The 22,327-nt window shown below is 61.4% G+C and carries 22 protein-coding genes; 20 read left to right on the top strand and 2 right to left on the bottom strand.

The window, feature by feature from the left end:
- Window positions 1–59 precede the first annotated feature (59 nt).
- From AC3IUE_RS13790 to AC3IUE_RS13770, 5 genes are all read left to right on the top strand, one after another.
- The gene (locus AC3IUE_RS13790; RefSeq protein WP_489268094.1) at window positions 60–1,433 is read left to right on the top strand and encodes a glutamine synthetase family protein; all 1,374 of its coding nucleotides are present in this window, start codon (window positions 60–62) and stop codon (window positions 1,431–1,433) included.
- A gap of 10 nt (window positions 1,434–1,443) precedes the next feature.
- Complete coding sequence (locus AC3IUE_RS13785; RefSeq protein ID WP_489268092.1) at window positions 1,444–2,835, top strand: aldehyde dehydrogenase family protein; 1,392 nt, start codon at window positions 1,444–1,446, stop codon at window positions 2,833–2,835.
- A 3-nt stretch (window positions 2,836–2,838) separates the two neighbouring features.
- Window positions 2,839–3,999: an iron-containing alcohol dehydrogenase gene (locus AC3IUE_RS13780; RefSeq protein WP_489268090.1), complete on the top strand. Its 1,161-nt coding sequence runs from the start codon at window positions 2,839–2,841 to the stop codon at window positions 3,997–3,999.
- 154 nt (window positions 4,000–4,153) lie between these two features.
- On the top strand, window positions 4,154–5,719 hold the full coding sequence (locus AC3IUE_RS13775; RefSeq protein ID WP_489268088.1) for an amino acid permease: 1,566 nt from the start codon (window positions 4,154–4,156) through the stop codon (window positions 5,717–5,719).
- Between the two features lie 142 nt (window positions 5,720–5,861).
- Window positions 5,862–6,317, top strand: a complete 456-nt coding sequence (locus AC3IUE_RS13770) for a VOC family protein (RefSeq protein WP_489268086.1) — start codon at window positions 5,862–5,864, stop codon at window positions 6,315–6,317.
- Window positions 6,318–6,331: 14 nt separating this feature from the next.
- Here AC3IUE_RS13770 and AC3IUE_RS13765 read toward each other — a convergent pair whose 3' ends face one another.
- Window positions 6,332–6,493, bottom strand: coding sequence for a DUF2986 domain-containing protein (locus tag AC3IUE_RS13765; protein ID WP_080932575.1), 162 nt, complete (start codon window positions 6,491–6,493; stop codon window positions 6,332–6,334).
- A 259-nt stretch (window positions 6,494–6,752) separates the two neighbouring features.
- Here AC3IUE_RS13765 and AC3IUE_RS13760 point away from each other — a divergent pair, with 259 nt between their 5' ends.
- Window positions 6,753–8,090 (top strand): M15 family metallopeptidase, encoded by a 1,338-nt coding sequence (locus tag AC3IUE_RS13760; RefSeq protein WP_489268084.1) that lies wholly within the window; start codon window positions 6,753–6,755, stop codon window positions 8,088–8,090.
- A gap of 217 nt (window positions 8,091–8,307) precedes the next feature.
- Complete coding sequence (locus tag AC3IUE_RS13755; protein ID WP_056745259.1) at window positions 8,308–9,048, top strand: hypothetical protein; 741 nt, start codon at window positions 8,308–8,310, stop codon at window positions 9,046–9,048.
- Window positions 9,049–9,087: 39 nt separating this feature from the next.
- On the opposite strand, the gene AC3IUE_RS13750 is transcribed toward AC3IUE_RS13755, so the two are convergent.
- Window positions 9,088–9,894, bottom strand: coding sequence for a hypothetical protein (locus tag AC3IUE_RS13750; protein ID WP_489268825.1), 807 nt, complete (start codon window positions 9,892–9,894; stop codon window positions 9,088–9,090).
- Between the two features lie 200 nt (window positions 9,895–10,094).
- On the opposite strand from AC3IUE_RS13750, the gene AC3IUE_RS13745 reads away from it, so the two are divergent.
- The 13 genes from AC3IUE_RS13745 (at window position 10,095) to AC3IUE_RS13685 (ending at window position 22,323) form a co-directional block, all read left to right on the top strand.
- Window positions 10,095–10,766 carry a GntR family transcriptional regulator gene (locus tag AC3IUE_RS13745; RefSeq protein ID WP_174553771.1) on the top strand — a complete coding sequence of 224 codons (672 nt, stop codon included), beginning with the start codon at window positions 10,095–10,097 and terminating at the stop codon, window positions 10,764–10,766.
- A gap of 114 nt (window positions 10,767–10,880) precedes the next feature.
- On the top strand, window positions 10,881–11,813 hold the full coding sequence (locus tag AC3IUE_RS13740; RefSeq protein WP_489268081.1) for a 4-hydroxyproline epimerase: 933 nt from the start codon (window positions 10,881–10,883) through the stop codon (window positions 11,811–11,813).
- Entirely contained in the window at window positions 11,810–12,925 is a 1,116-nt protein-coding gene (locus AC3IUE_RS13735; RefSeq protein WP_489268079.1) for an NAD(P)/FAD-dependent oxidoreductase, read from the top strand. The genes AC3IUE_RS13740 and AC3IUE_RS13735 overlap by 4 nt, the downstream gene beginning before the upstream one ends.
- Window positions 12,918–13,154 (top strand): (2Fe-2S)-binding protein, encoded by a 237-nt coding sequence (locus AC3IUE_RS13730; RefSeq protein WP_008157207.1) that lies wholly within the window; start codon window positions 12,918–12,920, stop codon window positions 13,152–13,154. The genes AC3IUE_RS13735 and AC3IUE_RS13730 overlap by 8 nt, the downstream gene beginning before the upstream one ends.
- Entirely contained in the window at window positions 13,151–14,407 is a 1,257-nt protein-coding gene (locus AC3IUE_RS13725) for an FAD-dependent oxidoreductase (RefSeq protein ID WP_489268077.1), read from the top strand. The genes AC3IUE_RS13730 and AC3IUE_RS13725 overlap by 4 nt, the downstream gene beginning before the upstream one ends.
- Window positions 14,408–14,481: 74 nt before the next feature.
- Window positions 14,482–15,231 (top strand): AraC family transcriptional regulator, encoded by a 750-nt coding sequence (locus tag AC3IUE_RS13720; RefSeq protein ID WP_489268823.1) that lies wholly within the window; start codon window positions 14,482–14,484, stop codon window positions 15,229–15,231.
- A 250-nt stretch (window positions 15,232–15,481) separates the two neighbouring features.
- Window positions 15,482–16,300: an ABC transporter substrate-binding protein gene (locus tag AC3IUE_RS13715; RefSeq protein WP_008157204.1), complete on the top strand. Its 819-nt coding sequence runs from the start codon at window positions 15,482–15,484 to the stop codon at window positions 16,298–16,300.
- 10 nt (window positions 16,301–16,310) lie between these two features.
- Window positions 16,311–18,089: a cis-3-hydroxy-L-proline dehydratase gene (gene lhpI / locus AC3IUE_RS13710; RefSeq protein WP_489268074.1), complete on the top strand. Its 1,779-nt coding sequence runs from the start codon at window positions 16,311–16,313 to the stop codon at window positions 18,087–18,089.
- Complete coding sequence (locus AC3IUE_RS13705; RefSeq protein ID WP_008157202.1) at window positions 18,082–18,747, top strand: amino acid ABC transporter permease; 666 nt, start codon at window positions 18,082–18,084, stop codon at window positions 18,745–18,747. The genes lhpI and AC3IUE_RS13705 overlap by 8 nt, the downstream gene beginning before the upstream one ends.
- A gap of 10 nt (window positions 18,748–18,757) precedes the next feature.
- Window positions 18,758–19,408: an amino acid ABC transporter permease gene (locus AC3IUE_RS13700; RefSeq protein WP_056745275.1), complete on the top strand. Its 651-nt coding sequence runs from the start codon at window positions 18,758–18,760 to the stop codon at window positions 19,406–19,408.
- Complete coding sequence (locus AC3IUE_RS13695; RefSeq protein ID WP_008157200.1) at window positions 19,401–20,123, top strand: amino acid ABC transporter ATP-binding protein; 723 nt, start codon at window positions 19,401–19,403, stop codon at window positions 20,121–20,123. Before AC3IUE_RS13700 ends, AC3IUE_RS13695 begins: the two co-directional genes overlap by 8 nt.
- 115 nt (window positions 20,124–20,238) lie before the next feature.
- Complete coding sequence (locus tag AC3IUE_RS13690; RefSeq protein WP_076030925.1) at window positions 20,239–21,267, top strand: trans-3-hydroxy-L-proline dehydratase; 1,029 nt, start codon at window positions 20,239–20,241, stop codon at window positions 21,265–21,267.
- A 138-nt stretch (window positions 21,268–21,405) separates the two neighbouring features.
- Entirely contained in the window at window positions 21,406–22,323 is a 918-nt protein-coding gene (locus AC3IUE_RS13685) for a dihydrodipicolinate synthase family protein (RefSeq protein WP_056745283.1), read from the top strand.
- The last annotated feature ends 4 nt before the right edge of the window (window positions 22,324–22,327 follow it).

Below are 22,327 nucleotides of genomic sequence, written 5' to 3'. Positions count from 1 at the left end.
GGAGAGCGTCTGCAACAGCTATTTCAGACAGGCCCAAACAATTCACGCAGGACTACGTGATGACCGAGCCCCTCCTCAGTTTTGATCAACTCAAGCGTGCCGCCGCCTCCGGCGAGATCGATACCGTTCTTGTTTGCATGGTCGACATGCAAGGCCGACTGGTCGGCAAACGATTCCAGGTCGAGTTTTTCATCGACAGCGGCCATGAAGAAACCCACTGCTGCAATTACCTGCTGGCCGACGACATCGACATGGAACCGGTGCCGGGTTACGCCGCGGCCAGCTGGAGCAAAGGCTATGGTGACTTTGTGCTCAAACCCGACATGGCCACGTTGCGACGGGTGCCCTGGCTTGAGTGCACGGCGCTGGTGCTCTGCGATGTGCTCGATCATCACCATCGGCGCGACCTGCCGCACAGCCCCCGGGCGATCCTGAAAAAGCAGGTCGAGCGACTGCGCGAACGCGGCTACACCGGCATGTTCGCTTCGGAACTGGAGTTCTATCTGTTCGACGAGAGCTACGAGGCGATCCACGAGCGCAATTACCACAAGCCGAAAACGGCCGGTCACTACATCGAGGACTACAACATCCTGCAGACCACTCGCGAAGAGCCGGTGCTGCGGGCTATTCGCAAGCATCTGCAGGCCAGCGGCATTCCCGTGGAAAACTCCAAGGGTGAATGGGGCCCCGGCCAGGAAGAAATCAACATCCGTTATGCCGATGCGCTGACCATGGCCGACCACCACGTCATCATCAAGCACGCCTGCAAAGAGATCGCACAACTGCAGGGCAAGGCGATCACGTTCATGGCCAAGTGGCGTTATGACGCCGCCGGCTCCAGCAGCCACATCCACAATTCGCTGTGGGACAAGAACGGTAAAAAGCCGCTGTTCTTTGACGCCAAGGCTGAGTTCGGCATGTCGAAACTCATGCGTTCCTGGGTGGCCGGGCAGCTTAAATATGCCAACGACATCACCTGTTTTCTCGCGCCCTACATCAATTCGTACAAGCGCTTTCAGGCCGGCACCTTTGCCCCGACCCGGGCGGTGTGGAGTCGGGACAATCGCACTGCGGGCTTTCGTTTGTGCGCAGAAGGCAGCAAATCCATCCGCATCGAATGTCGCATTGGCGGCGCCGACCTCAACCCTTATCTGGCCTTCGCCGCGTTGATCGCGGCGGGACTGGCCGGTATCGACGAGAAGCTCAGCCTCGCGCCCCCCTTCGAGGGCGATGCCTACGTCGACGAACACTTGCCTGAAGTGTCGAAGACCCTGCGCGAAGCCTGCTCCGCACTCCAGGGCTCGACCATGTTGCGCGAGGCGTTCGGCGATGAAGTGATCGACCACTACGTGCACACCGCCGAATGGGAGCAGAAAGAGTACGACCGGCGGATCACCGACTGGGAACTGCAGCGCGGGTTTGAGCGCTATTGAGACCGCCATCATGACTTCAACGATTCAACTGATCTCACCGGTCGATGGCCGGGTCTATGCCGAACGCCGCTGCGCCGATGCGGCGCAAATCGACCAGGCGCTGGCGGCGGCCGAAGCTGCCCAGACGCAATGGAAACGCCGGCCACTGAACGAACGCGCCGCTTTCTGTAGCGCCGCGGTGGACGCGATGCTGGCCATGAAGGCCGACATCGTGCCGGAACTGGCCTGGCAGATGGGCCGACCGGTACGCTTTGGCGCTGGCGAACTGCGCGGTTTCGAAGAGCGTGCCCGGCATATGATCGCCATTGCACCTGAAGCGTTGGCAGCGCTTGAGCCCACGCCCGTCGCCGGTTTTCGACGCTGTATCAAACGCGAGCCGGTGGGTACGGTATTGGTCGTCGCACCCTGGAATTACCCCTATTTGACCGCAGTGAATACGATCATTCCGGCACTGATGGCGGGCAACAGCGTCATCCTCAAACACGCGTCGCAAACGCTGCTGGTGGGTGAACGGTTCGCCGAAGCGTTTCGCCGTGCCAACCTGCCCGAAGGATTGTTCCAGAACCTGCTGCTGAGTCATCTCTATACCGGAGCGATCATTGCCTCTGGACGCGTGCAGCAGGTGAACTTCACCGGCTCGGTCGAAGCCGGCAAGGCCATGGAACACGCGGCCGTCGGAGGTTTCCTCGGCGTGGGTCTGGAGCTCGGCGGCAAAGACCCGGCCTACGTCCGGGCAGACGCCAACCTCGAACATGCGGTGGAAAACCTGGTGGACGGCAGCTTCTTCAACTCCGGGCAAAGCTGCTGCGCCGTCGAGCGTATTTATGTCGATGCAAAAATCTACCCGGTGTTTGTCGAACGCTTCGTCGCGCTGACTCGCCAATACGTGCTGGGTAACCCGCTGGACGAAGCCACCACGCTCGGCCCGCTGGTCACACCGAGCGCCGCTGATTTCGTTCGTGGTCAGATCGCCGACGCACTGACACAGGGCGCTCGGGCGCTGATCGATCCAAAAGATTTTCCTGCCGACGCGCCGGGCAGCGCCTACCTCGCACCGCAGGTATTAGTCGACGTCACCCATCAGATGTCGGTGATGCGCGAAGAAAGCTTTGGTCCCGTGGTCGGCATCATGCCGGTGGCCAGCGACGACGAAGCCATCGCCTTGATGAACGACAGTGAGTTCGGGCTCAGCGCGTCCATCTGGACGCAAGACCTTGCCGTCGCCGAACGCCTGGGCAACGAGATCGACACCGGCACCGTGTTCATGAACCGCTGCGATTACCTGGACCCGGCCCTGGCCTGGACCGGGGTGAAGAACAGCGGGCGCGGCGTCACGCTGTCGCGCCTGGGTTATGACAACCTGACCCGAGCGAAATCCTTCCATTTGCGCCACGAGATCTGAGCCATGAGCCTGACCGCGAACTGGAACTACCCCACAAGCATCCGCTTCGGTGTCGGCCGCATCGCCGAGCTCGCCGAGATCTGCCGCAGCCAAGGGATCCAGCGACCGTTGCTGGTCACCGACAGTGGCCTGGCGCGAGCCCCGATCACCGCCGCAGCGCTGGACGCCTTGCGCACCGCCGGCCTTGGCGTCGCGCTGTTTTGCGACCTTAAGCCCAATCCGGTCGAAGCCAACCTGGCGGGCGGGCTCGACGCCTGGCGAGCCGGCAAACACGATGGCGTGGTCGCTTTCGGCGGTGGCAGCGGCCTGGACATGGGCAAGCTCATCGCCTTCATGAGCGGCCAAACCCGACCGGTGTGGGATTTCGAAGACATCGGCGACTACTGGACCCGCGCCGACGAAGGCAGCATCGCCCCGATCATTGCGGTGCCGACCACGGCAGGGACCGGCTCCGAGGTGGGCCGTGCGGCGGTGATCATCGATGAGCGCACACACACCAAACGCATCATCTTCCACCCGAAAATGATGCCGCGCGTGGTCATCAGCGACCCGGCGCTCACCGTCGGCATGCCGGCCAAGGTCACCGCTGGCACCGGCATGGATGCGTTTGCGCATTGTCTGGAATCGTATTGCGCCCCCGGTTTTCACCCCATGGCCGAAGGGATTGCGGTGGAAGGCATGCGCCTGGTCGCCAATGCCCTGGTGCGGGCCGTACACACACCTTCGGACCTGGAGGCGCGCGCGGAAATGCTCGCGGCGGCCGCGATGGGCGCTACCGCTTTCCAGAAAGGCCTGGGCGGGATGCACGCCCTCTCACATCCGGTGGGCGCCCTGTACGACACCCATCACGGCATGACCAACGCCACGTTCATGCCCTATGTCCTGAAATTCAATCGCCCGGCCATCGAGGAACGCATCACCCGCCTCGCGGCTTATTTGCGCCTGCCCTCGCCCGGCTTCGACAGTTTTCTGGCCTTCGTCCTCAAGTTGCGCAAGGACATCGGCGTGCCCCATACGCTGGTTGAGCTGGGGGTGGATGACCGGCAGGCCGACCTGATCGCGGACATGGCGATTGTCGACCCTTGCGCCGGCGGCAACCCGCTGCCATTGACCCGAAATGGCGCGGCAGAAATTTTCGAAGCGGCGTACCACGGCCGTCTGTAGAGCAGTTGTCTGTCCATGGCCAAGGCGCGAATTCGCAGCATGGACGGGGTTTATCCGCAAGAAACAGGAGCAGTACGACAAGGGGTTGAAAGCCAGCCCATCCGGCCACGTAAAACCCGGATGGATGCGTATCAAAACCTAAGGGGCACACAACATGAATCCAGCAAGCCAGCCCGGCACGAGCGCGCCGCAAGACGATGACGTCAAGGTGCTGCACAGCATGGGCTATGCCCAGCAGCTCTCACGACGGATGGGCGTTTTCTCCAACTTTGCCATTTCCTTTTCGATCATCTGCATCCTCTCGGGTGGTATCAACTCACTCGCCCAGGGCACCTCAGGTGCGGGTGGTGCGTCAATCGGCATCGGCTGGCCGATCGGTTGCCTGATCTCCGGGGTTTTCGCCATGGCCATGGCGCAGATCTCCTCGGCCTACCCCACCGCTGGCGGCCTCTATCACTGGGGTTCGATTCTCGGTAACCGCTTCACCGGCTGGCTGACCGCGTGGTTCAACTTGCTGGGGCTGGTCACCGTGCTCGGCGCGATCAACGTCGGTACCTATTACTTCTTTTTCGGCGCCTTCGGACCGGCCCTGGGAATGGAGGACACAACCACTACCCGGGTGATTTTCCTGGCGATCCTGACCGGCCTCCAGGCCTTGTGTAACCACCTGGGTATCGGCCTGACCGCGAAGCTCACCGACTTCTCGGGTTATCTGATCTTCGCCACGGCGCTCGCGCTGACCATCGTCTGCCTGATCTCTGCACCCAGTTATGAGTTCGCCCGGCTATGGACCTTCAGCAACTATTCCGGCGAGGCTGGCGGCAGCGTCTGGCCACAGGTCTCGAACGGCTGGATTTTCATGCTCGGCCTGCTGTTGCCGATCTATACCATCACCGGTTATGACGCCTCTGCGCACACCTCGGAAGAGACCCGGAATGCCGCCATGTCGGTGCCACGCGGCATGGTCATGTCGGTGGTCTGGTCGCTGCTGTTCGGCTGGGTCATGCTCAGTTCGTTTGTGCTGATGCTGCCGAACATGGACGAGGCGGCGAAGCAAGGCTGGAACGTTTTTTTCTGGGCCATGAACACACAGGTCAACCCAACCGTGAAGCTCGCGCTGTACGTGGCGATTTTCATCTCGCAGTTCCTCTGCGGGCTGGCAACCGTGACCTCGGTTTCACGCATGATCTTCGCGTTCTCCCGTGACGGTGGCCTGCCCTGCTCGAAAGCACTGGCCTCGGTTTCGCCTACCTATCGCAGCCCGGTGGCGGCGATCTGGACCGGTGCCACCCTGGCGGTATTGTTCGACTGGGGATCGTCGGTGATATCGGTCGGCGCAACGCCGGTCTACACCATCGTGGTGTCCTGCACGGTGATCTTCCTGTTCTTCTCCTTCGTCATACCCATCATCCTGGGCCTGTTTACCTACGGCACTTCGAAGTGGCCAACCATGGGACCGTGGAACATGGGGCGCTTCTGGTACTCGGTGTTTGCCATCCTCTCGATCCTCTCGATGGTGATCATTTTCGTCATCGGCATCCAGCCGCCGAACGATTGGGCGCTGTACATCACCCTCGGTTTTCTGGTGCTGACGGCCATCGTCTGGTTCGGTTTTGAAGCCCGACGCTTCCAGGGTCCGCCGATTGGCGACATGATCGTCAAGCGTCAGGCTGAAATTGCGGCGGCTGAAGAGGCGTTGAATAAACGGGCTGGAAGTTGATCGCTAAAGATGAGTAACCTGTGGCGAGGGAGCTTGCTCCCGCTGGGTTGCGCAGCGGCTTTTAAGGCAACACCTGTCTCGAGATCAGGACCCATTTCTCATCCATGGGTCAATAGGACGCCGGTGCGGCAGGAGGCATGCAATGGAACTGAAGTTCAGTCACGTCGATGTACTGGTCAAGAACCTCGAAGAAGCCTGTGCGTACTACGCGCAGATACTTAAAGCCAGGATCTCCAAAACGCTCGTCTGGGAACGACGTGGTCTGCACGTGCGCTACGCGATTGCGCTGATCGGCCAAGAGCGTTTCATGCTTGTACAGCCGTTGGCGGGGAACCTGAAGGAGCTATTGGACTCCTCGGGCGAGGGGATGATTTATCGCCACTGCTACTCGACACCGGACATCGAAAAGGCCTATGACGAATTGATGGTCGCCGGTGTTCAGCCAGAAGACGAAAACGGTAAGCCATTGGCCCGCGCGAACCTGCTATCCCCGTCCGGGACACGCATCATCTGGTTGCCCAAGCGCTTCGGGCACTTCTCTATCGAGATCCTGGAAGACAAGGCGCTGGAGGCATTTGTAGAAGCTGCATTTGCCTGAGTGAGCTACATCGATCAGCTCTCAGAGGAAATGATTGAGTCTTGACTGGATTCAGCCGCCAGCTTCAAACGGTCAGCTTTACTAATGTATTTAGACTTGCTTGACGGTGCCAATTTGGCACTGGCCTTTTTGGCGTGAGCCTTTAATAACTGCTGTATTTTTTTACGACGATTCATTTTTTTCTACTCGGTTTGTAAGTTTTTGAATGATATCAGCTTGCGGTTTGCGCAAAAAAGTAGAAGCGGCCCCGGTGCAGCGGGTCGTGCGATGTTACTGTCACCGGCTTGAGAATCGGCCTCTTTGGAGCCTCGCATGCCTCCTTTCTGCACCCTCCTGCCTTTGCCCTCCTCGACACTGTTTTCGCTTCGGCGATGGATTCTGTGCCTGAGCATAGTCGCGCCCGGCATGGCCGCTGCAGAGACACGACCCGAGAACATGGTGTATCTGCGTACGATTGATCCGGGCATCGAGCAAGACATTCGCTATGCCAGCGCTCACAACTTCACCGGGCACCCACTCGACGGTTACGCCGCGGCGCAGTGCCTGTTATCGCTGGACGCCGCCAAGGCCCTCGCTCGGGTACAAACGGCATTGCGGGCGCAAGGCTACGGTTTGAAGGTGTTTGACTGTTATCGGCCCAGCCGTGCCGTTGCCGATATGGGGCGTTTCGCTTTGGTGCCGGGTGACCCACGCAAGGCCGAGTTCTATCCGCGCGTGGACAAGCAGGACTTCTGGCGCCTGGGTTACGTGGCCCGAGTGTCGAACCACTCCAAAGGCTCAACCGTGGACCTGACACTGACCGGGCCCGATGCCCTGCCCGCCGATAGCTGGACGCCTTCAGCCGGGCAAGTCGATTGCACGGCGCCTTATGGCCAGCGTTGGCACGACGGTGCGCTCGATATGGGCACCGGTTTCGATTGCTTCGATGAGCGAGCGCATACCGACAACCCGACGATCAGCGCTGCCGCCAGGGACAATCGCCAGAAGCTCAGCAGGGCCATGGAGAAAGAAGGGTTTACCGGGTACTCGAAGGAGTGGTGGCACTTCACCTACAGCGGGGAAGGTTCGCCGAAGAACGTCATGGACTTCCCCATCACGCCGCTGGGTACACGCGACGCTCTCGACACCGCCAATCAGCTGATTGTGGTCACCACAAAAAACTGGACTGACATCCAGGGCACCGCCCAGCGCTATGAACGGCAGGGCAACACCTTTCGAAAATATGAAGGGTCGTTTCCGGTAGTGGTCGGCAAGAGCGGGCTGGCGTGGGGCAAGGGCCTGAGCAGCGTTGAGCAACGCGAAGGTCCGGTCAAACATGAAGGCGATGGCAAAGCACCTGCCGGGGTATTCAAACTGGGGACGGCGTTTGGCTACGACAGCACGGCCGACACCAAACTGCCTTACCTGGCGCTGACCCCGACCATCGAATGCGTGGATGACAGCCACTCCGAGCGCTACAACGAGCTGGTCGACGGAGCGACAATTTCGAAAGACTGGAATAGCTCCGAACGCATGCGTCGCGATGATGACATGTATCGAAAAGGCATTTTCATCGAGCACAATACGCCGGCGTCCCCCGCCTCGGGTTCGTGCATTTTCTTCCATATCTGGCGCGGTCCCACCTCCCCGACGCTGGGTTGCACCGCCATGGATCAAGCGGATATTTCTCGCTTGTTCCATTGGCTGGATCCTCGCCAGGCCCCTCTTCTGGTTCAAATACCCGAGGCGGAATATGAGCAAATCCGCGAAAGCTGGAACCTCCCCGAACGTTGATACAACTCCGTTACGCCGGCTGTTACTTCCTGATCTGCACCGGCGCCAATGACCCTCCTGACTGTAACGCCAAGACACTTCGCCGCACTGCGCGACCCGCCTACCGTAAAGCCATCAATGTGCTTACAGGGTCGTGACACATCATCGGCACCGTCCGCCGGATTGGAAACCCGCTGCCCATTGATTGCCCAACACTCAACCAAGGAAGAGGGAAACCATGAGCAAATCAATCGCTGTCAGCCAACACAGCCAGCAACTCCAGGATGACGTGCAAGAAGCCGTCAAGTCGATCCTGGGCGCCACCAAGGCCCTGAGCCCTGCCGACTACGGCAAGGTGTTGAGGTCAACCCTGGCAGCTACTCAAAAAACGGTCACTATCGAGATCGCCGCCGGCGATCTGACTCAGCTCAAGAAGTCCGGCTACAAGCTGTGCTTTGCCAAGAAAGTGGGTACCGAAGACTACAACGTAGTCTGGCAGTCCTATGACAAGTACCTGAGCAACAATGAATTCAGCTGGACGCCCCAGTACCAGCTATTCGCCTCCAACGTGTTCAAGGAAAACGTGCAAGTCAAAGTCTCGACCAACATCGTCAACATCGGACTGGGACAAACGTCGACACTCGCCGACTCCGGCCTGCTGGGCCAGGCAGTGACGGGCGGTCCTAACGTTTCCTTCACGTTTGTGAACAACTACGCGCCCATTCACCCGGGGATCAACCAGTTGTCCACCGGCATCGATGGCAATCAGGTCAGTACGCCCATCTACGTGGCCGTCAACGAGGTGGTCACCGGCAATACGGTTCTGACCCCTGTCGAGACCATTCTCGTGTGGTTCGAACAGAACGTGCAGACCAGCACCATGTTCAGCACCTCGCGCTCCAAGGCTATCGAAATAGACCTGACCTTCACCAATGATGCAGCTCGTCTCTACGAAGGCGGTGAATGGAAAACGATATAACCGTCATACTCAGGGGCAACCTCGCGTTGCCCTTGCTCCTCAGGCATCGTCGCTGCCACCCTTGGCGAAATATCCGGTCAACGACCGGCAGATGGACTCGGCCAGATCTTCCTGAGTGGCAATGCCATAAGGTCGATTGCGATCAAACTGCGCTGACCAACGGATTCGCCCCTGAGCGACATCAATCAAACGTACCGAGGCCCGGACGCGGGCCGGTTCCACCCGCACGCTGCCCTCCAGCGAATAGCTGCCGCGCCTGACCCGCCCCAGGTCCGGTGCTTTTACGCTACTTCGTGGCACCTTCATCAGCACATGGTTCGCCGGCGTTTCCGCCTGTTCAAACGACTCAAACAGCCTGCAACTCAACTCTTCGCACAAGCCCTGGGTAAAGTCGTCGCCGTCGCGGGTGATGCAGGTAAACGGCTGGAGTTGCAGGACAGGATGGCGAACAGCGATGCCTTTGAGTCTGAGTCGTTGATACGCCAGCCGATAACAACCGGCCGGAATGCTCAGGCGCACCGGATCCTGTTGGCCAAACGTGGCGTAATGACTGGCGAGCTTGCGCCGCAACCGGCCTACCTGAACCCGCACCACGGGATCATCGCCGGTGCAGTAGACCGCCGGATCACGGCGAAACACCGCGATGCCGATGGCGTGCTCGGTAAGGGGGATGTCCGGGGACTGAAGGTCGTGCTCGACCAGAAAGCGCAGCAGGCTGCCCATCCGCCTGGACTTGGCGAACAACGGGCTGGCCAATAACAGCGCGAGCACCCGCTCCACTTCTTCCCGGGCGAGAGGCTCGGGAACGATGTCTGCACTTGCATTGCCAATGTGCTTGATCACCACAGCCTGCCTCCTTGCAGGTAACCGCCTGTCGCCCGCCACCTCGATGGCCATGAACGACTCGAGCGCTGCCAGAACGTAGCGTAGCAGTTGCATTCGGATCGGGAAGATATTGCAGTGGCGGAGGTCCTGGTCATCGACGCAGGAACACCCAGGGAAAATTCGTATACCATATCTGCAATTCCATCCTAACGATCACGACCGTGGCCCTGACTAAACTCAACGCTCCCGACCTTGGCAATTCGCCTTCGACGTCGGAAATCATCACCCGTCATCTGCGTGACGCCATCGTCGCCGGGCATTTCGCCGAGGACGAGCCGATTCGCCAGGACGACATCGCCCGCCAGTTCAACGTCAGCAAGATTCCGGTGCGCGAAGCCCTCAAGCGCCTGGAGGCGGAAGGCCTGGTGATGTTCCAGCGCAATCGCGGGGCGATGGTCACCCGGGTTTCCGATGCAGAACTGGCGCAGATGTTCGAAGTGCGCATGCTGCTCGAAGACAAGGTGCTGCGCCTGGCCATTCCCAACATGACCGAAGAAACCTTCGCTCGCGCCGAACGCATCTGCCAGGAGTTCATCGGCGAAGATGACGTGGGACGCTGGGCCGAGCTCAACTGGGAACTGCATGCTTGTCTCTACGAACCGGCGCAACGACCGTTTCTGGTCGGCCTGATCCGCTCGGTCAACGACAAACTGGAGCGCTACCTGCGCATGCAGATGAGCCTGTCGGCCGGCAAGGAGCGCGCCGATCACGAACACCGGGAAATCCTTGCGGCCTGTCGCGCCGGTGACGTGGACCTGGCGGTGAAGTTGCTCGACGAGCACATTGCCGGCGTCTGCAAGACCCTGTTCGAGCACCTGCCTCACCACCACTGACGGCTCGCCGTACTGTGCCGATTTCGTCATCGGCACTGGATAAAACCATCAAGCCGACAAGCCCCCGCACAGGCCACTCTTTCGTTCACTCATCTGAACGGACGTGGCCATCCCATGAAACGCATCACCGTGATCGACTCCCACACCGGCGGCGAACCGACCCGCCTTGTGACCGCCGGTTTTCCTGACCTGGGCAACGGCAGCATGGCCGAACGTCGACAGCGGCTGGCCGAACAGCATGATCATTGGCGCGCTGCCTGCGTGCTCGAACCCCGAGGCAGCGATGTGCTGGTCGGCGCCCTGCTCTGTGAGCCGGTGGACCCGAGCGCCTGTGCCGGCGTGATTTTCTTCAACAACAGCGGTTACCTCGGCATGTGCGGCCACGGCACCATCGGCCTGGTGGCCTCGCTGGCGCATCTGGGCAAGATCGGCCCCGGGGTGCACAACATCGAAACCCCGGTGGGCACGGTGCAGGCAACGCTGCACGAAGACCATTCGGTGAGCGTGCGCAACGTGCCGGCCTACCGTTACCGCAAAGCGCTGTCGCTGCAGGTGCCGGGGATCGGTCAAGTGACCGGCGATGTTGCCTGGGGTGGGAACTGGTTTTTCCTGATTGCCAAGCATGGCTTGCGCATTGCTGGCGATAACCTCGATACATTGACCGCCTACACCTACGCCGTGCAGCAAGCACTGGAGGCACAGGGTATTCGCGGCGAAGACGGCGGCTTGATCGACCATGTCGAGCTGTTCGCCGACGACGAGCAGGCCGACAGCCGCAACTTCGTCCTCTGCCCTGGCAAAGCTTACGACCGCTCGCCCTGCGGCACCGGCACCAGTGCCAAACTGGCGTGCCTGGCGGCCGACGACAAATTGCAGCCGGGACAGATCTGGCGTCAGGCCAGTGTCATCGGTAGCGAGTTCGAAGGTTCCTACGAACTTCAGGGCGAGCGCATCGTGCCGACCATTCGCGGTCGCGCCTTTATCAGCGCCGAAGCCAGCCTGATCATCGAACAGGACGACCCGTTCGCCTGGGGCATTCGCCCGTGAACGAGGGCCTGGTGGCCGATGTGATCGTGATCGGCGCCGGCATCATCGGCGCTGCCTGTGCCCAGGCGCTGGCGGGGCGCGGCTTGCGCGTGCTGGTGCTGGACGCCGGCCTGCCCGGCGCTACAGCGGCGGGAATGGGCCACTTGCTGGTCCTCGACGACAACCCGGCCGAACTGGCCCTCAGTCAATATTCCCTGCAACGCTGGCGCGAACTGGCGCCAGCCCTGCCCGACGGCTGCGCCTACCGTTGCAATGGCACCCTCTGGCTGGCGGCCAATGCTGAAGAGATGGCCGTCGCCCACAGCAAATACCTGAACTTGCAGGCCCAAGGCGTGGCTTGCGAATTGATCTCCCGCGGTGCCTTGCACCAACGCGAATCGGAACTGCGCGAGGGCCTGGAAGGCGGACTGCTGATCAATGGCGACGGCATTTTGTATGCGCCGGCGACCGCCAACTGGATGCTCGACACACCGAACATCAGCCAACGCCGGGCGCGGGTCAGCGAAGTCGATGGCAACCGCGTGCGACTCGACGACGGCCACTGGCTGAGCGCCGAAGCGGTGATTCTGGCCAACGGCATCCAGGCCAACGAACTCTGCCCGGAGTTGCCGATCGAGCCGAAGAAAGGCCACTTGCTGATTACCGACCGCTACCCCGGCAAAGTCACCCACACCCTGGTGGAACTCGGTTACGTCACCAGCGCCCACAACGCCACTGGCCCATCGACGGCGTGCAACATTCAGCCTCGGCCAACCGGGCAATTGTTCATCGGCGCCTCGCGACAATTCGGCACCACCGACCCGCAAGTCGAGGGTTGGATGCTGGCGAAAATGCTCCGGCGTGCCACCGACTACATGCCGGGTCTGGCTCAGCTCAACGGCATCCGCGCCTGGACCGGTTTTCGCGCTGCCAGCCCCGACGGCTTGCCGCTGGTGGGTCAGCACCCGCAACGCAAAGGTTTATGGCTGGCGGTCGGTCACGAGGGCCTCGGCGTGACGACCGCGCCCGGCACCGCGGACCTGTTGGTCGCGCAGCTGTTCGACGAAACGCCGCCACTGGCCGCGCAACCGTATCTGCCGCAACGTTTTCTCGGAGAACCCGTTTATGCCTGAATTGATGCTGGACGGACGTGCCCTGCGGGTTGCCGAGGGCACCAGCGTCGCCGCTGCACTGGCGCTGAGCGGCGACGGCTGCACGCGCACCTCGGTCAGTGGCCAACGTCGCGCACCGCTGTGCGGCATGGGCATTTGCCAGGAATGCCGGGTGACCATCGACGGTCGCCGGCGCCTGGCCTGCCAGACGCTGTGCCGTGATGGCATGCACGTGGAGACTCAAGCATGAGCGAATATGCCGACCTGCTGATCATCGGTGCCGGTCCCGCCGGCATGGCCGCCGCGCTCGCCGCAGCACCAAGCGGTGCGCGCATCGTCCTGCTCGATGACAACCCGCTGCCGGGCGGGCAAATCTGGCGTGACGGACCTCAGGCTAACCTGCCAAACCCGGCGCGTCAGATGCGCCAGCGACTGGAGGCGTGCAGCAACATTCGCCGCCACTCCGGCACTCGGGTGATCGCCTGCGCCGGGCCAAAACAACTGCTGGTCGAAGACGCCGATCGAGGCTGGTTGATTGGTTACGACAAACTGATTCTGTGTACCGGTGCTCGCGAATTATTGCTGCCCTTCCCCGGCTGGACGCTGCCTGGAGTGACCGGGGTGGGTGGCCTTCAAGCGTTAATCAAGAGCGGCCTGCCGGTGCAGGACGAACGCATTGTGATTGCCGGCAGCGGACCGTTACTGCTCGCCAGCGCCGCCACCGCGAAACACAACGGCGCCCAGGTCCTGCGTATCGCCGAGCAAGCCCGCGCGGCCGCCGTCGCAGGTTTCGCCGCGCAACTGCCACGCTGGCCCAACAAGCTGATGCAGTCGGTCACGTTGTTCGACCGCCATTACCGAACCGGGACCCATGTACTGGCCGCCCTGGGCAATGAGCGACTGGAAGGGGTGCGCCTGCAACAGCAAGGGAAAATCGTCGAACTGGAATGTGATCGCCTGGCCTGTGGCTTCGGTTTGATTCCCAATACCCAACTCGGCCTAGCCTTGGGCTGCGAACTCGATGGCCCGGCGATTGCCGTCGATGCCTGGCAGGCCACTCGCCGCGCCGATCACTACGCGGCGGGTGAATGCACCGGTTTCGGTGGCAGTGAACTGGCGTTGGTCGAAGGCGCAATCGCTGGCCACGCCGCTGTCGGTGACCTTGATTCGGCCCGAGCATTGTGGCCGCGCCGTGCACGCTGGCAGGGTTTCGCCAACGCCCTGAACAAGGCCTTCACCCTCGATCCGCAACTCAAGTCGCTGGCACAACCCGACACCCTGGTGTGCCGTTGCGAAGACGTGCCTTACATAGCGCTTGCCGGGCACACTGACTGGCGCGAGGCCAAACTGGCCAGTCGCTGCGGCATGGGCGCCTGCCAGGGCCGGGTGTGTGGCGGCGCGTTGCAGCACCTGTTCGGTTGGCAACCTTCGGCGCCACGCCCGCCCTTCAGTCCGGCGCGGATCGAGACTTTGTTGTGCCTGGACGACACCCCGCCGGCCTGAATGCCGGTCCGGGGCTTTCGGGTCCGTCGCCGAGTCTTTATGATCCCGGGCATTGCCTCCAGACGCCCAGCGCCATGTATGCCTCGCTCACTACCTTCAAACCCTGCGACCTGCCCACTCTGCTGAGCAGTCTGCAGCCGATCGCGGCGCTGCTCGACACCCTGTCGGACGTGGTGTTTTTCATCAAGGACAGCGAGGCCCGCTACGCCTTCGTCAACCAGACCCTGGCCCGGCGCTGTGGCTTCAAACACAGTGACGAGCTGCTCGGGCGCACCGCTGACATGGTCTTTCCCGAGCGCTTCGGCCCGCTGTACACCGAACAGGATCATCGCGTGCTGTCCACCGGCCGCGAACTGGCCGACCAACTCGAACTGCACCTGTATTACGGTAACCAACCGGTCTGGTGCCTGACCCACAAACTCGCGCTGCGCGACCTGCAAGGTCAGATCGTCGGCCTGGCCGGCATCTCCCGCGACCTGCAAACGCCACAGTCCAGCCATCCGGCGTTCCAGAAACTCGCGGCGGTGGACGCGCATATCCGCAGCCATTTCGCCCGCCCTATCAGCCTCGCCGAACTGACCGCGATCGCCGGATTTTCCGTGGCGCAACTGGAGCGCCACTGCAAACGGGTGTTCCAGCTCACCCCACGGCAGATGATTCACAAGGCGCGCCTGGAAGAAGGCTCCCGACTGTTGCTGCACACCGACCTGCCCATCACCGAGATCGCCCTGCGCTGCGGTTACACCGATCACAGTGCCTTCAGCCGGCAGTTCCGTGCCTTGACCAGTCTGGCGCCAAGTCAGTATCGCGAAAGCCGTCGCTGAACCCGGGCGAGTGTTCCTTTAAGGGGCGCCCGGCGTTCCCACTGCTCCCTTCTGTAACACCACCTGATACAGCCCACCGAGGCGTTCTTCTCCTAAGCCCTATTCCTAAAATCTTGCAGGACGTTTAACTCAAGGCTTGGCGATTAATTCTCGCCTCGGTTCGGAAACAGGCACGCTCATTGCTAATCACATATCGTATACGAAATTCACAATACGATATTCAACAGCACTTTCCGACAACGAGGCCTCTATGAAAAACCCCGCATTTGCCGTAGCCCTCAGCGCTGTTCTCAGTACTTCCTTTATCGCCACCGCCCAGGCCGACAAGCTCGACGACATTATTGGTTCGGGCAAGCTGCGTTGCGCCGTGACCCTGGACTTCCCGCCCATGGGTTTTCGCGATGAAGGTAACAACCCGGCCGGTTTCGACGTGGACTACTGCCGCGACCTGGCGAAGATCCTTGGGGTCGACGCCGAAGTGGTTGAAACGCCCTTCCCGGATCGAATTCCGGCGCTGGTCTCCGGGCGTGCCGACGTGATCGTCGCGTCCACGTCCGACACCCTCGAACGGGCCAAGACCGTCGGCCTCACCGTGCCGTACTTCGCCTTTCAGATGGTGGTGCTGACCCGCGACAACACCGGCATCAACAGCTTCGCCGATATCAAAGGCAAAGCCCTGGGCAACACCAGCGGCACCTATGAAGCCATCGCCCTGGAAAAAGATGTGAAGAATTGGGGCACCGGCACCTTCCGCGCCTATCAGTCGCAGAACGACACACTGCTGGCCGTCGCCCAAGGCCACATCGACGCCACTGTGGTCACCAACACCGTGGCCGCCGCCACGATCAAATCGGGCAAATACAAGAACCTGAAAATCGCCGGTAACGCGCCATACACCATCGACTACGTGTCCCTGGGCGCCAAGCGCAACGAGTATGGCTTGCTCAACTACCTCAACCTGTTCGTCAATCAGCAGGTGCGCAGCGGCCGCTACAACGAGCTGTTCACCAAATGGGTCGGCACCGAGATTTCACCCACCGACCTGACCGTGCCCAAGGTCTATTACTGAGGTGTCCGGCATGCCTAGGCCAACCTCTCTGACCGGTCGCAGCCTGGTCGCCGGCGCTGCTCAAGGCGCCTTGCTGTTCGCCGATGTCGGGCTGAGTTTCTGGGGCGGGGTCGACCCGTACAGCGGCGAGGTCATCGACCGTCACCACCCGCTGAGCGGCGAACATCTGGCCGGCCGGGTGCTGGCGATTCCCAGCGGCCGCGGTTCGTGCACCGGCAGCAGTGTGCTGATGGAACTGATCAGCAACGGTCATGCGCCGGCCGCACTGGTGCTGGCCGAACCCGATGAGATCCTGACCCTGGGCGTGCTCGTGGCACAGACCATTTTCGAGCGTTCCCTGCCGGTGCTGTGCATCGGCCGGGAGGCCTTCGCCGCCTTGCGCGGCAAGGTCTTTGCTCGGGTCGAAGCCTCAACGGTGACCGTGTTCGAACACCTGCCGGGCGATGCCTGGCAGGCACTCGACAGTCCGTTGCAGACGGCAGAAAAAAGCACCGCTATCGAACTCACCGAACACGATCAGGCGCTGCTCGACGGCGAGCATGGCAAAGCCGCCCAAGTGGCGATGCAGATCGTCCTGCGCATGGCTGAACTGCAAGGCGCCCGCCATCTGGTGGACGTCACCCAGGCGCACATCGACGGCTGCATTTATACCGGGCCTGCGAGCCTGCGCTTCGCTGAACAACTGGTGCAGTGGGGAGCAAACGTACGGGTGCCGACCACCCTCAATTCCATTTCTGTCGACCAACGCCGTTGGCGCGAGTTGGGCATTGATCCGGCACTCGGTGTGCCGGCCAGTGCTTTGGGCGATGCGTACATGGCGATGGGTGCACAGCTGAGTTTCACCTGCGCACCTTACCTGCTCGACAGCGCGCCGAAGGCCGGCGAGCAAATCGTCTGGGCCGAATCCAACGCCGTGGTGTATGCAAACAGCGTGCTCGGCGCACGCACCCTGAAATACCCGGACTACCTGGACATCTGCATCGCCCTGACCGGCCGCGCGCCCCTGATCGGCTGCCACCTGGACGCGCAGCGTAAAGCGAAACTGCAAATCGAATTACCGGTTTTGAGCGAGTTGGATGATGCTTTCTACCCTTTGCTCGGTTACCACATCGGTGCCCTGGCCGGCAGCCGGATTCCGCTGGTGCTGGGGCTGGAACAGAGCAAGCCGAGCCTGGATGACCTGAAAGCTTTCGGTGCGGCTTTCGCCACCACCTCCGCCGCACCGCTGTTCCATATCGCCGGGGTGACCCCGGAAGCACTCGACCCGACGCAGGTGCTGGAGGCGGATGTCGATGTGCCGGTGGAAAAAATCCGCCTGAAGGATTTGCTGCTCAGCTGGCGCAAGCTCAACAGCGCCCGCGACAACCGGGTAGATGTGGTCTCGCTGGGTAACCCGCATTTCTCCCTCAGCGAATTCGCGCATCTGGCGCGGCTGTGTCGAGGTCGGCACAAACACCCCGAGGTGGTGCTCGCCATCACCTGCGGTCGTGCGGTGCTGGAGCAGGCCCGCGAGGCCGGGCATATCGCGGTGATCGAAGCCTTCGGTGCGACGCTGGTCACCGATACCTGCTGGTGCATGCTCGGTGAGCCGGTGATCCCGCTGGCCGCCAAAACCTTGATGACCAACTCGGGCAAGTACGCCCATTACGCACCTGGCCTGGTGGGCCGCAAGGTGCACTTCGCCAACCTCGCCGAATGTGTCGACGCCGCCTGCAGCGCCACGGCCAGTGGTCGTTTGCCGGCCTGGCTGCAATCGGCCGCCTCTCTGGAGAGCCCCGCGCATGTTTGATTACACCTTCCAATGGCGCGCGACCCTGCGCGCCCTGCCGGACATGCTCGCCGGTGCCTGGGTCACCTTCGAGACCGCCGCGCTGTCGATGATCTTCGGCGTGCTGATCGCCCTGGCCCTGACGGTGATGCGTGAAACCAAACAACCGTTGTTGCGCGGCATCGGCAACGGCTGGGTGTCGATCGCCCGCAACACCCCGTCGCTGTTCCAGATCTACGTCCTCTACTTCGGCCTTGGCTCGCTGGATTTGCATGTCAGCTCATGGTTCGCGCTGCTGGCCGGGATCACCTTCAACAACGCTGGTTACCTGGCGGAAAACTTTCGCGGCGGCCTCAAGGCTGTGCCGGGCACGCAAGTTCGCGCCGCGCGCTCGCTGGGCATGAGTGCCTTCCAGGCTTACCGGATGATCATCGTCCCGCAGCTGCTGCGGATCGTGTTCTACCCGTTGAGTAACCAGATGGTCTGGGCGGTCTTGATGACGTCGCTGGGGGTGATCGTCGGGCTGAACAATGACCTCACCGGCGTGACCCAGGATTACAACGTCAAGACGTTCCGCACTTTCGAATACTTCGCCATCGCCGCGGCGCTGTATTACCTGATTGCCAAGGCGATCGTCGCCGTCGCCCGGCTGATGGCCTGGCGGTTGTTCCGCTACTGAGGAGGTGACCATGTTGACCACCAGTTTTTCCTGGAATGACCTGTTGTTCTTGCTTGATGGCGCCTGGGTCACTCTGAAACTCACGTTCTGGTCGATCATCCTCGGCTCTTTCGCCGGGCTGTTGTTCGGCTTGCTGCGGGCGCTGTTTCCGCGCGCCAGCCTGCCACTGGCCTGGGTGCTGGACGTGTTTCGCAGCGTGCCGTTGCTGATCCAGTTTGTGTTGTTCAACTCGCTAAAAAGCATCGTCGGTTTAAACATCAGCGCCTTCAGCGTTGGTTGCATTGTGCTGGGGGTCTACGCCGCCGCGTACTTCACCGAGATCGTGCGCAGCGGCGTGCTGTCGGTGCCCTTCACTGTGCGCCGGGCCAGTCGTTCCCTGGGCCTGAGCTTCCTGCAGGACCTGCGCTGGATCGTCCTGCCGATGGCCACGCGGGTAGCCTTTCCCGGCTGGCTGAACCTGGTGCTCAGCGTGATGAAAGACACCGCGCTGGTGATGTGGATCGGCATCGTCGAACTGCTGCGCGCCTCGCAAACCATCGTGACCCGCATTCAGGAACCGCTGCTGGTGCTGTGCATCGCGGGCCTCATCTACTACGTCATGAGCCTGGTGGTCGCTCGCCTCGGCGCTCGTCTGGAAAGAAGGTGGCAAGAAAATGATTGAGATCGACAACGTACACAAATCCTTCGGCAACCTCGAAGTGGTCAAGGGCGTCAACCTGACGGTGAACAAGGGCGAGGTGGTGTCGATCATCGGCGGCTCCGGCTCGGGCAAGTCGACCCTGCTGATGTGCATCAACGGCCTGGAGCCGATCCAGAAAGGCAACATTCGGGTCGACGGTGTCGAGGTCCATCACAGCGCCACTGACCTCAACCGTCTGCGGCAGAAGATCGGCATCGTCTTCCAGCAATGGAACGCGTTCCCGCACCTGACCGTGCTGGAAAACGTGATGCTGGCGCCGCGCAAAGTGCTGGGCAAGAGCAAGGCCGAAGCCGAGGAACTGGCGGTCAAGCAACTGACTCACGTCGGCCTGGGCGACAAGCTCAAGGCCTTTCCCGGCAAGCTCTCCGGCGGCCAGCAACAGCGCATGGCGATCGCCCGCGCCCTGGCCATGTCGCCGGACTACATGCTGTTCGACGAAGCCACTTCGGCCCTCGATCCGCAGTTGGTAGGCGAGGTGCTGGACACCATGCGCATGCTCGCTGAAGACGGCATGACCATGGTTCTGGTGACTCATGAAATCCGCTTTGCCCGCGATGTGTCCGACCGAGTGGCGTTCTTTCGCAATGGGCTGGTGCATGAGATTGGTTCGCCCGACCAAGTCATTGGCAACCCGGTGCATGCGGAAACTGCGGCCTTTCTGAAATCGGTGAAATAACTAATGGCCCCATCGCGAGCAAGCTCGCTCCCACAGGGTTAGCGGTGCATATCGAACAATGTAGGAGTGAGCCTGCTCGCGATGAGGCCCTAACAGACAAAACAAGGAGCAGACAATGCGTTCATCGAAAGTGATTCATGTAGTCAGCTGCCACGCCGAAGGCGAAGTCGGCGATGTGATCGTCGGCGGCGTCGCGCCACCGCCCGGGGCTACCGTGTGGGAGCAGTCGCGCTGGATTGCCAAGGATCAGACCCTGCGCAACTTCGTCCTCAACGAACCGCGCGGCGGCGTGTTCCGTCACGTCAACCTGCTGGTGCCGGCCAAGGATCCTCGGGCGCAGATGGCCTGGATCATCATGGAACCGGCCGACACTCCGCCGATGTCCGGCTCCAACTCGCTGTGCGTGGCCACCGTGTTGCTCGACAGCGGCATCCTGCCGATGACCGAACCGCAAACCCGGCTGGTGCTCGAAGCGCCGGGCGGGTTGATCGAAGCGGTGGCCGACTGCCGTGACGGCAAGGTCGAACGGGTGGAAATCAAGAACGTGCCCTCCTTCGCTGACCGCCTCGACGCCTGGATCGAAGTCGAAGGCGTCGGCTCATTGCAGGTCGACACCGCGTACGGCGGCGACAGTTTTGTGATCGCCGACGCCAAGCGCCTGGGCTTTTCCATTCGTCCTGATGAAGCGGCGGAGCTGGTCGAGGTCGGGCTGAAAATTACCCGCGCGGCCAATGAGCAACTGGGCTTCGTCCATCCGCTGAATCCCGAGTGGTCGCACATTTCCTTCTGCCAGATCGCTGCTCCCCTCGTCTATGAAAACGGCATCGCCACCGGCGCCAACGCGGTGGTGATTCAACCCGGCAAGATCGACCGTTCACCGACCGGCACCGGCTGCTCGGCGCGCATGGCTGTGTTGCAGGCGAAGGGATTGATGCAGGTCGGCGAGCGTTTTATCGGCCGTTCGATCATCGGTTCCGAGTTCCACTGCCGCATCGATTCGCTGACGGAAGTGGCTGGACGCCCTGCGATTTACCCGTGCATTTCCGGCAGGGCCTGGATCACCGGCACTCATCAATTGCTGCTCGATCCGAGCGATCCGTGGCCACAAGGCTATCGCCTGTCTGACACCTGGCCTGGGGCCTGAGCACAACCTTACAAACCCTCACCAAAAAACTCTGACAAACGGCTAGTAAAAAACCCCTCGTAACTGAAAAAAGCACTGGCCGAGTCTTTTCACATGCAATATCGTATACGAAATACAATAACTGAACCGGAGGCAACAATGAGCAAGCGCATTAACTGGAGTGGCGTCTTCCCCGCGGTGACCACTCAATTCAACGACGACTTCACCATCAACCTGGAAAAAACCCACCAGGTGATTTCCAACGTGATCCGTGACGGCGTGTCGGGCCTGGTGGTGTGCGGTTCGGTGGGGGAAAACACCTCGCTGACCGCCGAAGAAAAAATCGCCGTGACCGAAGTCGCGGTCGACGCTTCCCGCGGCCGCGTGCCGGTGATCTGCGGTGTGGCCGAATTCACCAGCATTCAAGCGGCCAAAGTCGCCAACGCCGTGCGCCGGGTGGGTGTCGACGGGGTCATGCTGATGCCGGCGCTGGTCTACGGCTCCAAGCCGTTCGAGACCGCCGAGCACTACCGCTACGTGGCCAAGAACGCCGACGTACCGTTGATGGTTTACAACAACCCACCGATCTACAAAAACGACGTCACCCCGGACATCCTGATTTCCCTGGCCGACTGCGACAACGTGGTGTGCTTCAAGGATTCCTCCGGCGACACCCGTCGTTTCATCGACGTGCGCAATGAAGTCGGCGACCGTTTTGTGCTGTTCGCCGGCCTCGATGACGTGGTGCTGGAAAGCATCGCCGTGGGTGCCGAAGGCTGGGTCTCGGGCATGTCCAACGTGTTCCCGAAAGAAGGCGAAACCATCTTCCGCCTGGCCAAGGCCGGTCGCTTCGCCGAAGCCATGCCGATCTACGAATGGCTGATGCCGATCCTGCACCTCGACGCCCGTGCCGACCTGGTGCAGTGCATCAAGTTGTGCGAAGCCATCGCCGGTCGCGGCAGCGCCCTGACCCGTCCGCCACGCCTGGCCCTGCCGGAAGCCGATCGGGTTTTCGTCGAGCAGATCATGGCCAAGGCCCTGGCCAACCGTCCGGAACTGCCAGACGTCGGTCTCTGAGTGA

Source organism: Pseudomonas sp. GL_093 (assembly GCF_057837605.1).
The sequence above is the reverse complement of the archived record's forward strand: the minus strand, read 5'-3'. Positions and strand labels throughout refer to the sequence as shown.

Excerpts from the sequence above, each read along its gene's own strand:
- AC3IUE_RS13790 (WP_489268094.1), top strand. The coding sequence starts at position 60 with ATGACCGAGCCCCTCCTCAGTTTTGATCAACTCAAGCGTGCCGCCGCC.
- AC3IUE_RS13785 (WP_489268092.1), top strand. The coding sequence starts at position 1,444 with ATGACTTCAACGATTCAACTGATCTCACCGGTCGATGGCCGGGTCTAT.
- AC3IUE_RS13780 (WP_489268090.1), top strand. The coding sequence starts at position 2,839 with ATGAGCCTGACCGCGAACTGGAACTACCCCACAAGCATCCGCTTCGGT.
- AC3IUE_RS13775 (WP_489268088.1), top strand. The coding sequence starts at position 4,154 with ATGAATCCAGCAAGCCAGCCCGGCACGAGCGCGCCGCAAGACGATGAC.
- AC3IUE_RS13770 (WP_489268086.1), top strand. The coding sequence starts at position 5,862 with ATGGAACTGAAGTTCAGTCACGTCGATGTACTGGTCAAGAACCTCGAA.
- AC3IUE_RS13765 (WP_080932575.1), bottom strand. The coding sequence starts at position 6,493 with ATGAATCGTCGTAAAAAAATACAGCAGTTATTAAAGGCTCACGCCAAA.
- AC3IUE_RS13760 (WP_489268084.1), top strand. The coding sequence starts at position 6,753 with ATGGTGTATCTGCGTACGATTGATCCGGGCATCGAGCAAGACATTCGC.
- AC3IUE_RS13755 (WP_056745259.1), top strand. The coding sequence starts at position 8,308 with ATGAGCAAATCAATCGCTGTCAGCCAACACAGCCAGCAACTCCAGGAT.
- AC3IUE_RS13740 (WP_489268081.1), top strand. The coding sequence starts at position 10,881 with ATGAAACGCATCACCGTGATCGACTCCCACACCGGCGGCGAACCGACC.
- AC3IUE_RS13730 (WP_008157207.1), top strand. The coding sequence starts at position 12,918 with ATGCCTGAATTGATGCTGGACGGACGTGCCCTGCGGGTTGCCGAGGGC.
- AC3IUE_RS13725 (WP_489268077.1), top strand. The coding sequence starts at position 13,151 with ATGAGCGAATATGCCGACCTGCTGATCATCGGTGCCGGTCCCGCCGGC.
- AC3IUE_RS13720 (WP_489268823.1), top strand. The coding sequence starts at position 14,482 with ATGTATGCCTCGCTCACTACCTTCAAACCCTGCGACCTGCCCACTCTG.
- AC3IUE_RS13715 (WP_008157204.1), top strand. The coding sequence starts at position 15,482 with ATGAAAAACCCCGCATTTGCCGTAGCCCTCAGCGCTGTTCTCAGTACT.
- lhpI (WP_489268074.1), top strand. The coding sequence starts at position 16,311 with ATGCCTAGGCCAACCTCTCTGACCGGTCGCAGCCTGGTCGCCGGCGCT.
- AC3IUE_RS13705 (WP_008157202.1), top strand. The coding sequence starts at position 18,082 with ATGTTTGATTACACCTTCCAATGGCGCGCGACCCTGCGCGCCCTGCCG.
- AC3IUE_RS13700 (WP_056745275.1), top strand. The coding sequence starts at position 18,758 with ATGTTGACCACCAGTTTTTCCTGGAATGACCTGTTGTTCTTGCTTGAT.
- AC3IUE_RS13695 (WP_008157200.1), top strand. The coding sequence starts at position 19,401 with ATGATTGAGATCGACAACGTACACAAATCCTTCGGCAACCTCGAAGTG.
- AC3IUE_RS13690 (WP_076030925.1), top strand. The coding sequence starts at position 20,239 with ATGCGTTCATCGAAAGTGATTCATGTAGTCAGCTGCCACGCCGAAGGC.
- AC3IUE_RS13685 (WP_056745283.1), top strand. The coding sequence starts at position 21,406 with ATGAGCAAGCGCATTAACTGGAGTGGCGTCTTCCCCGCGGTGACCACT.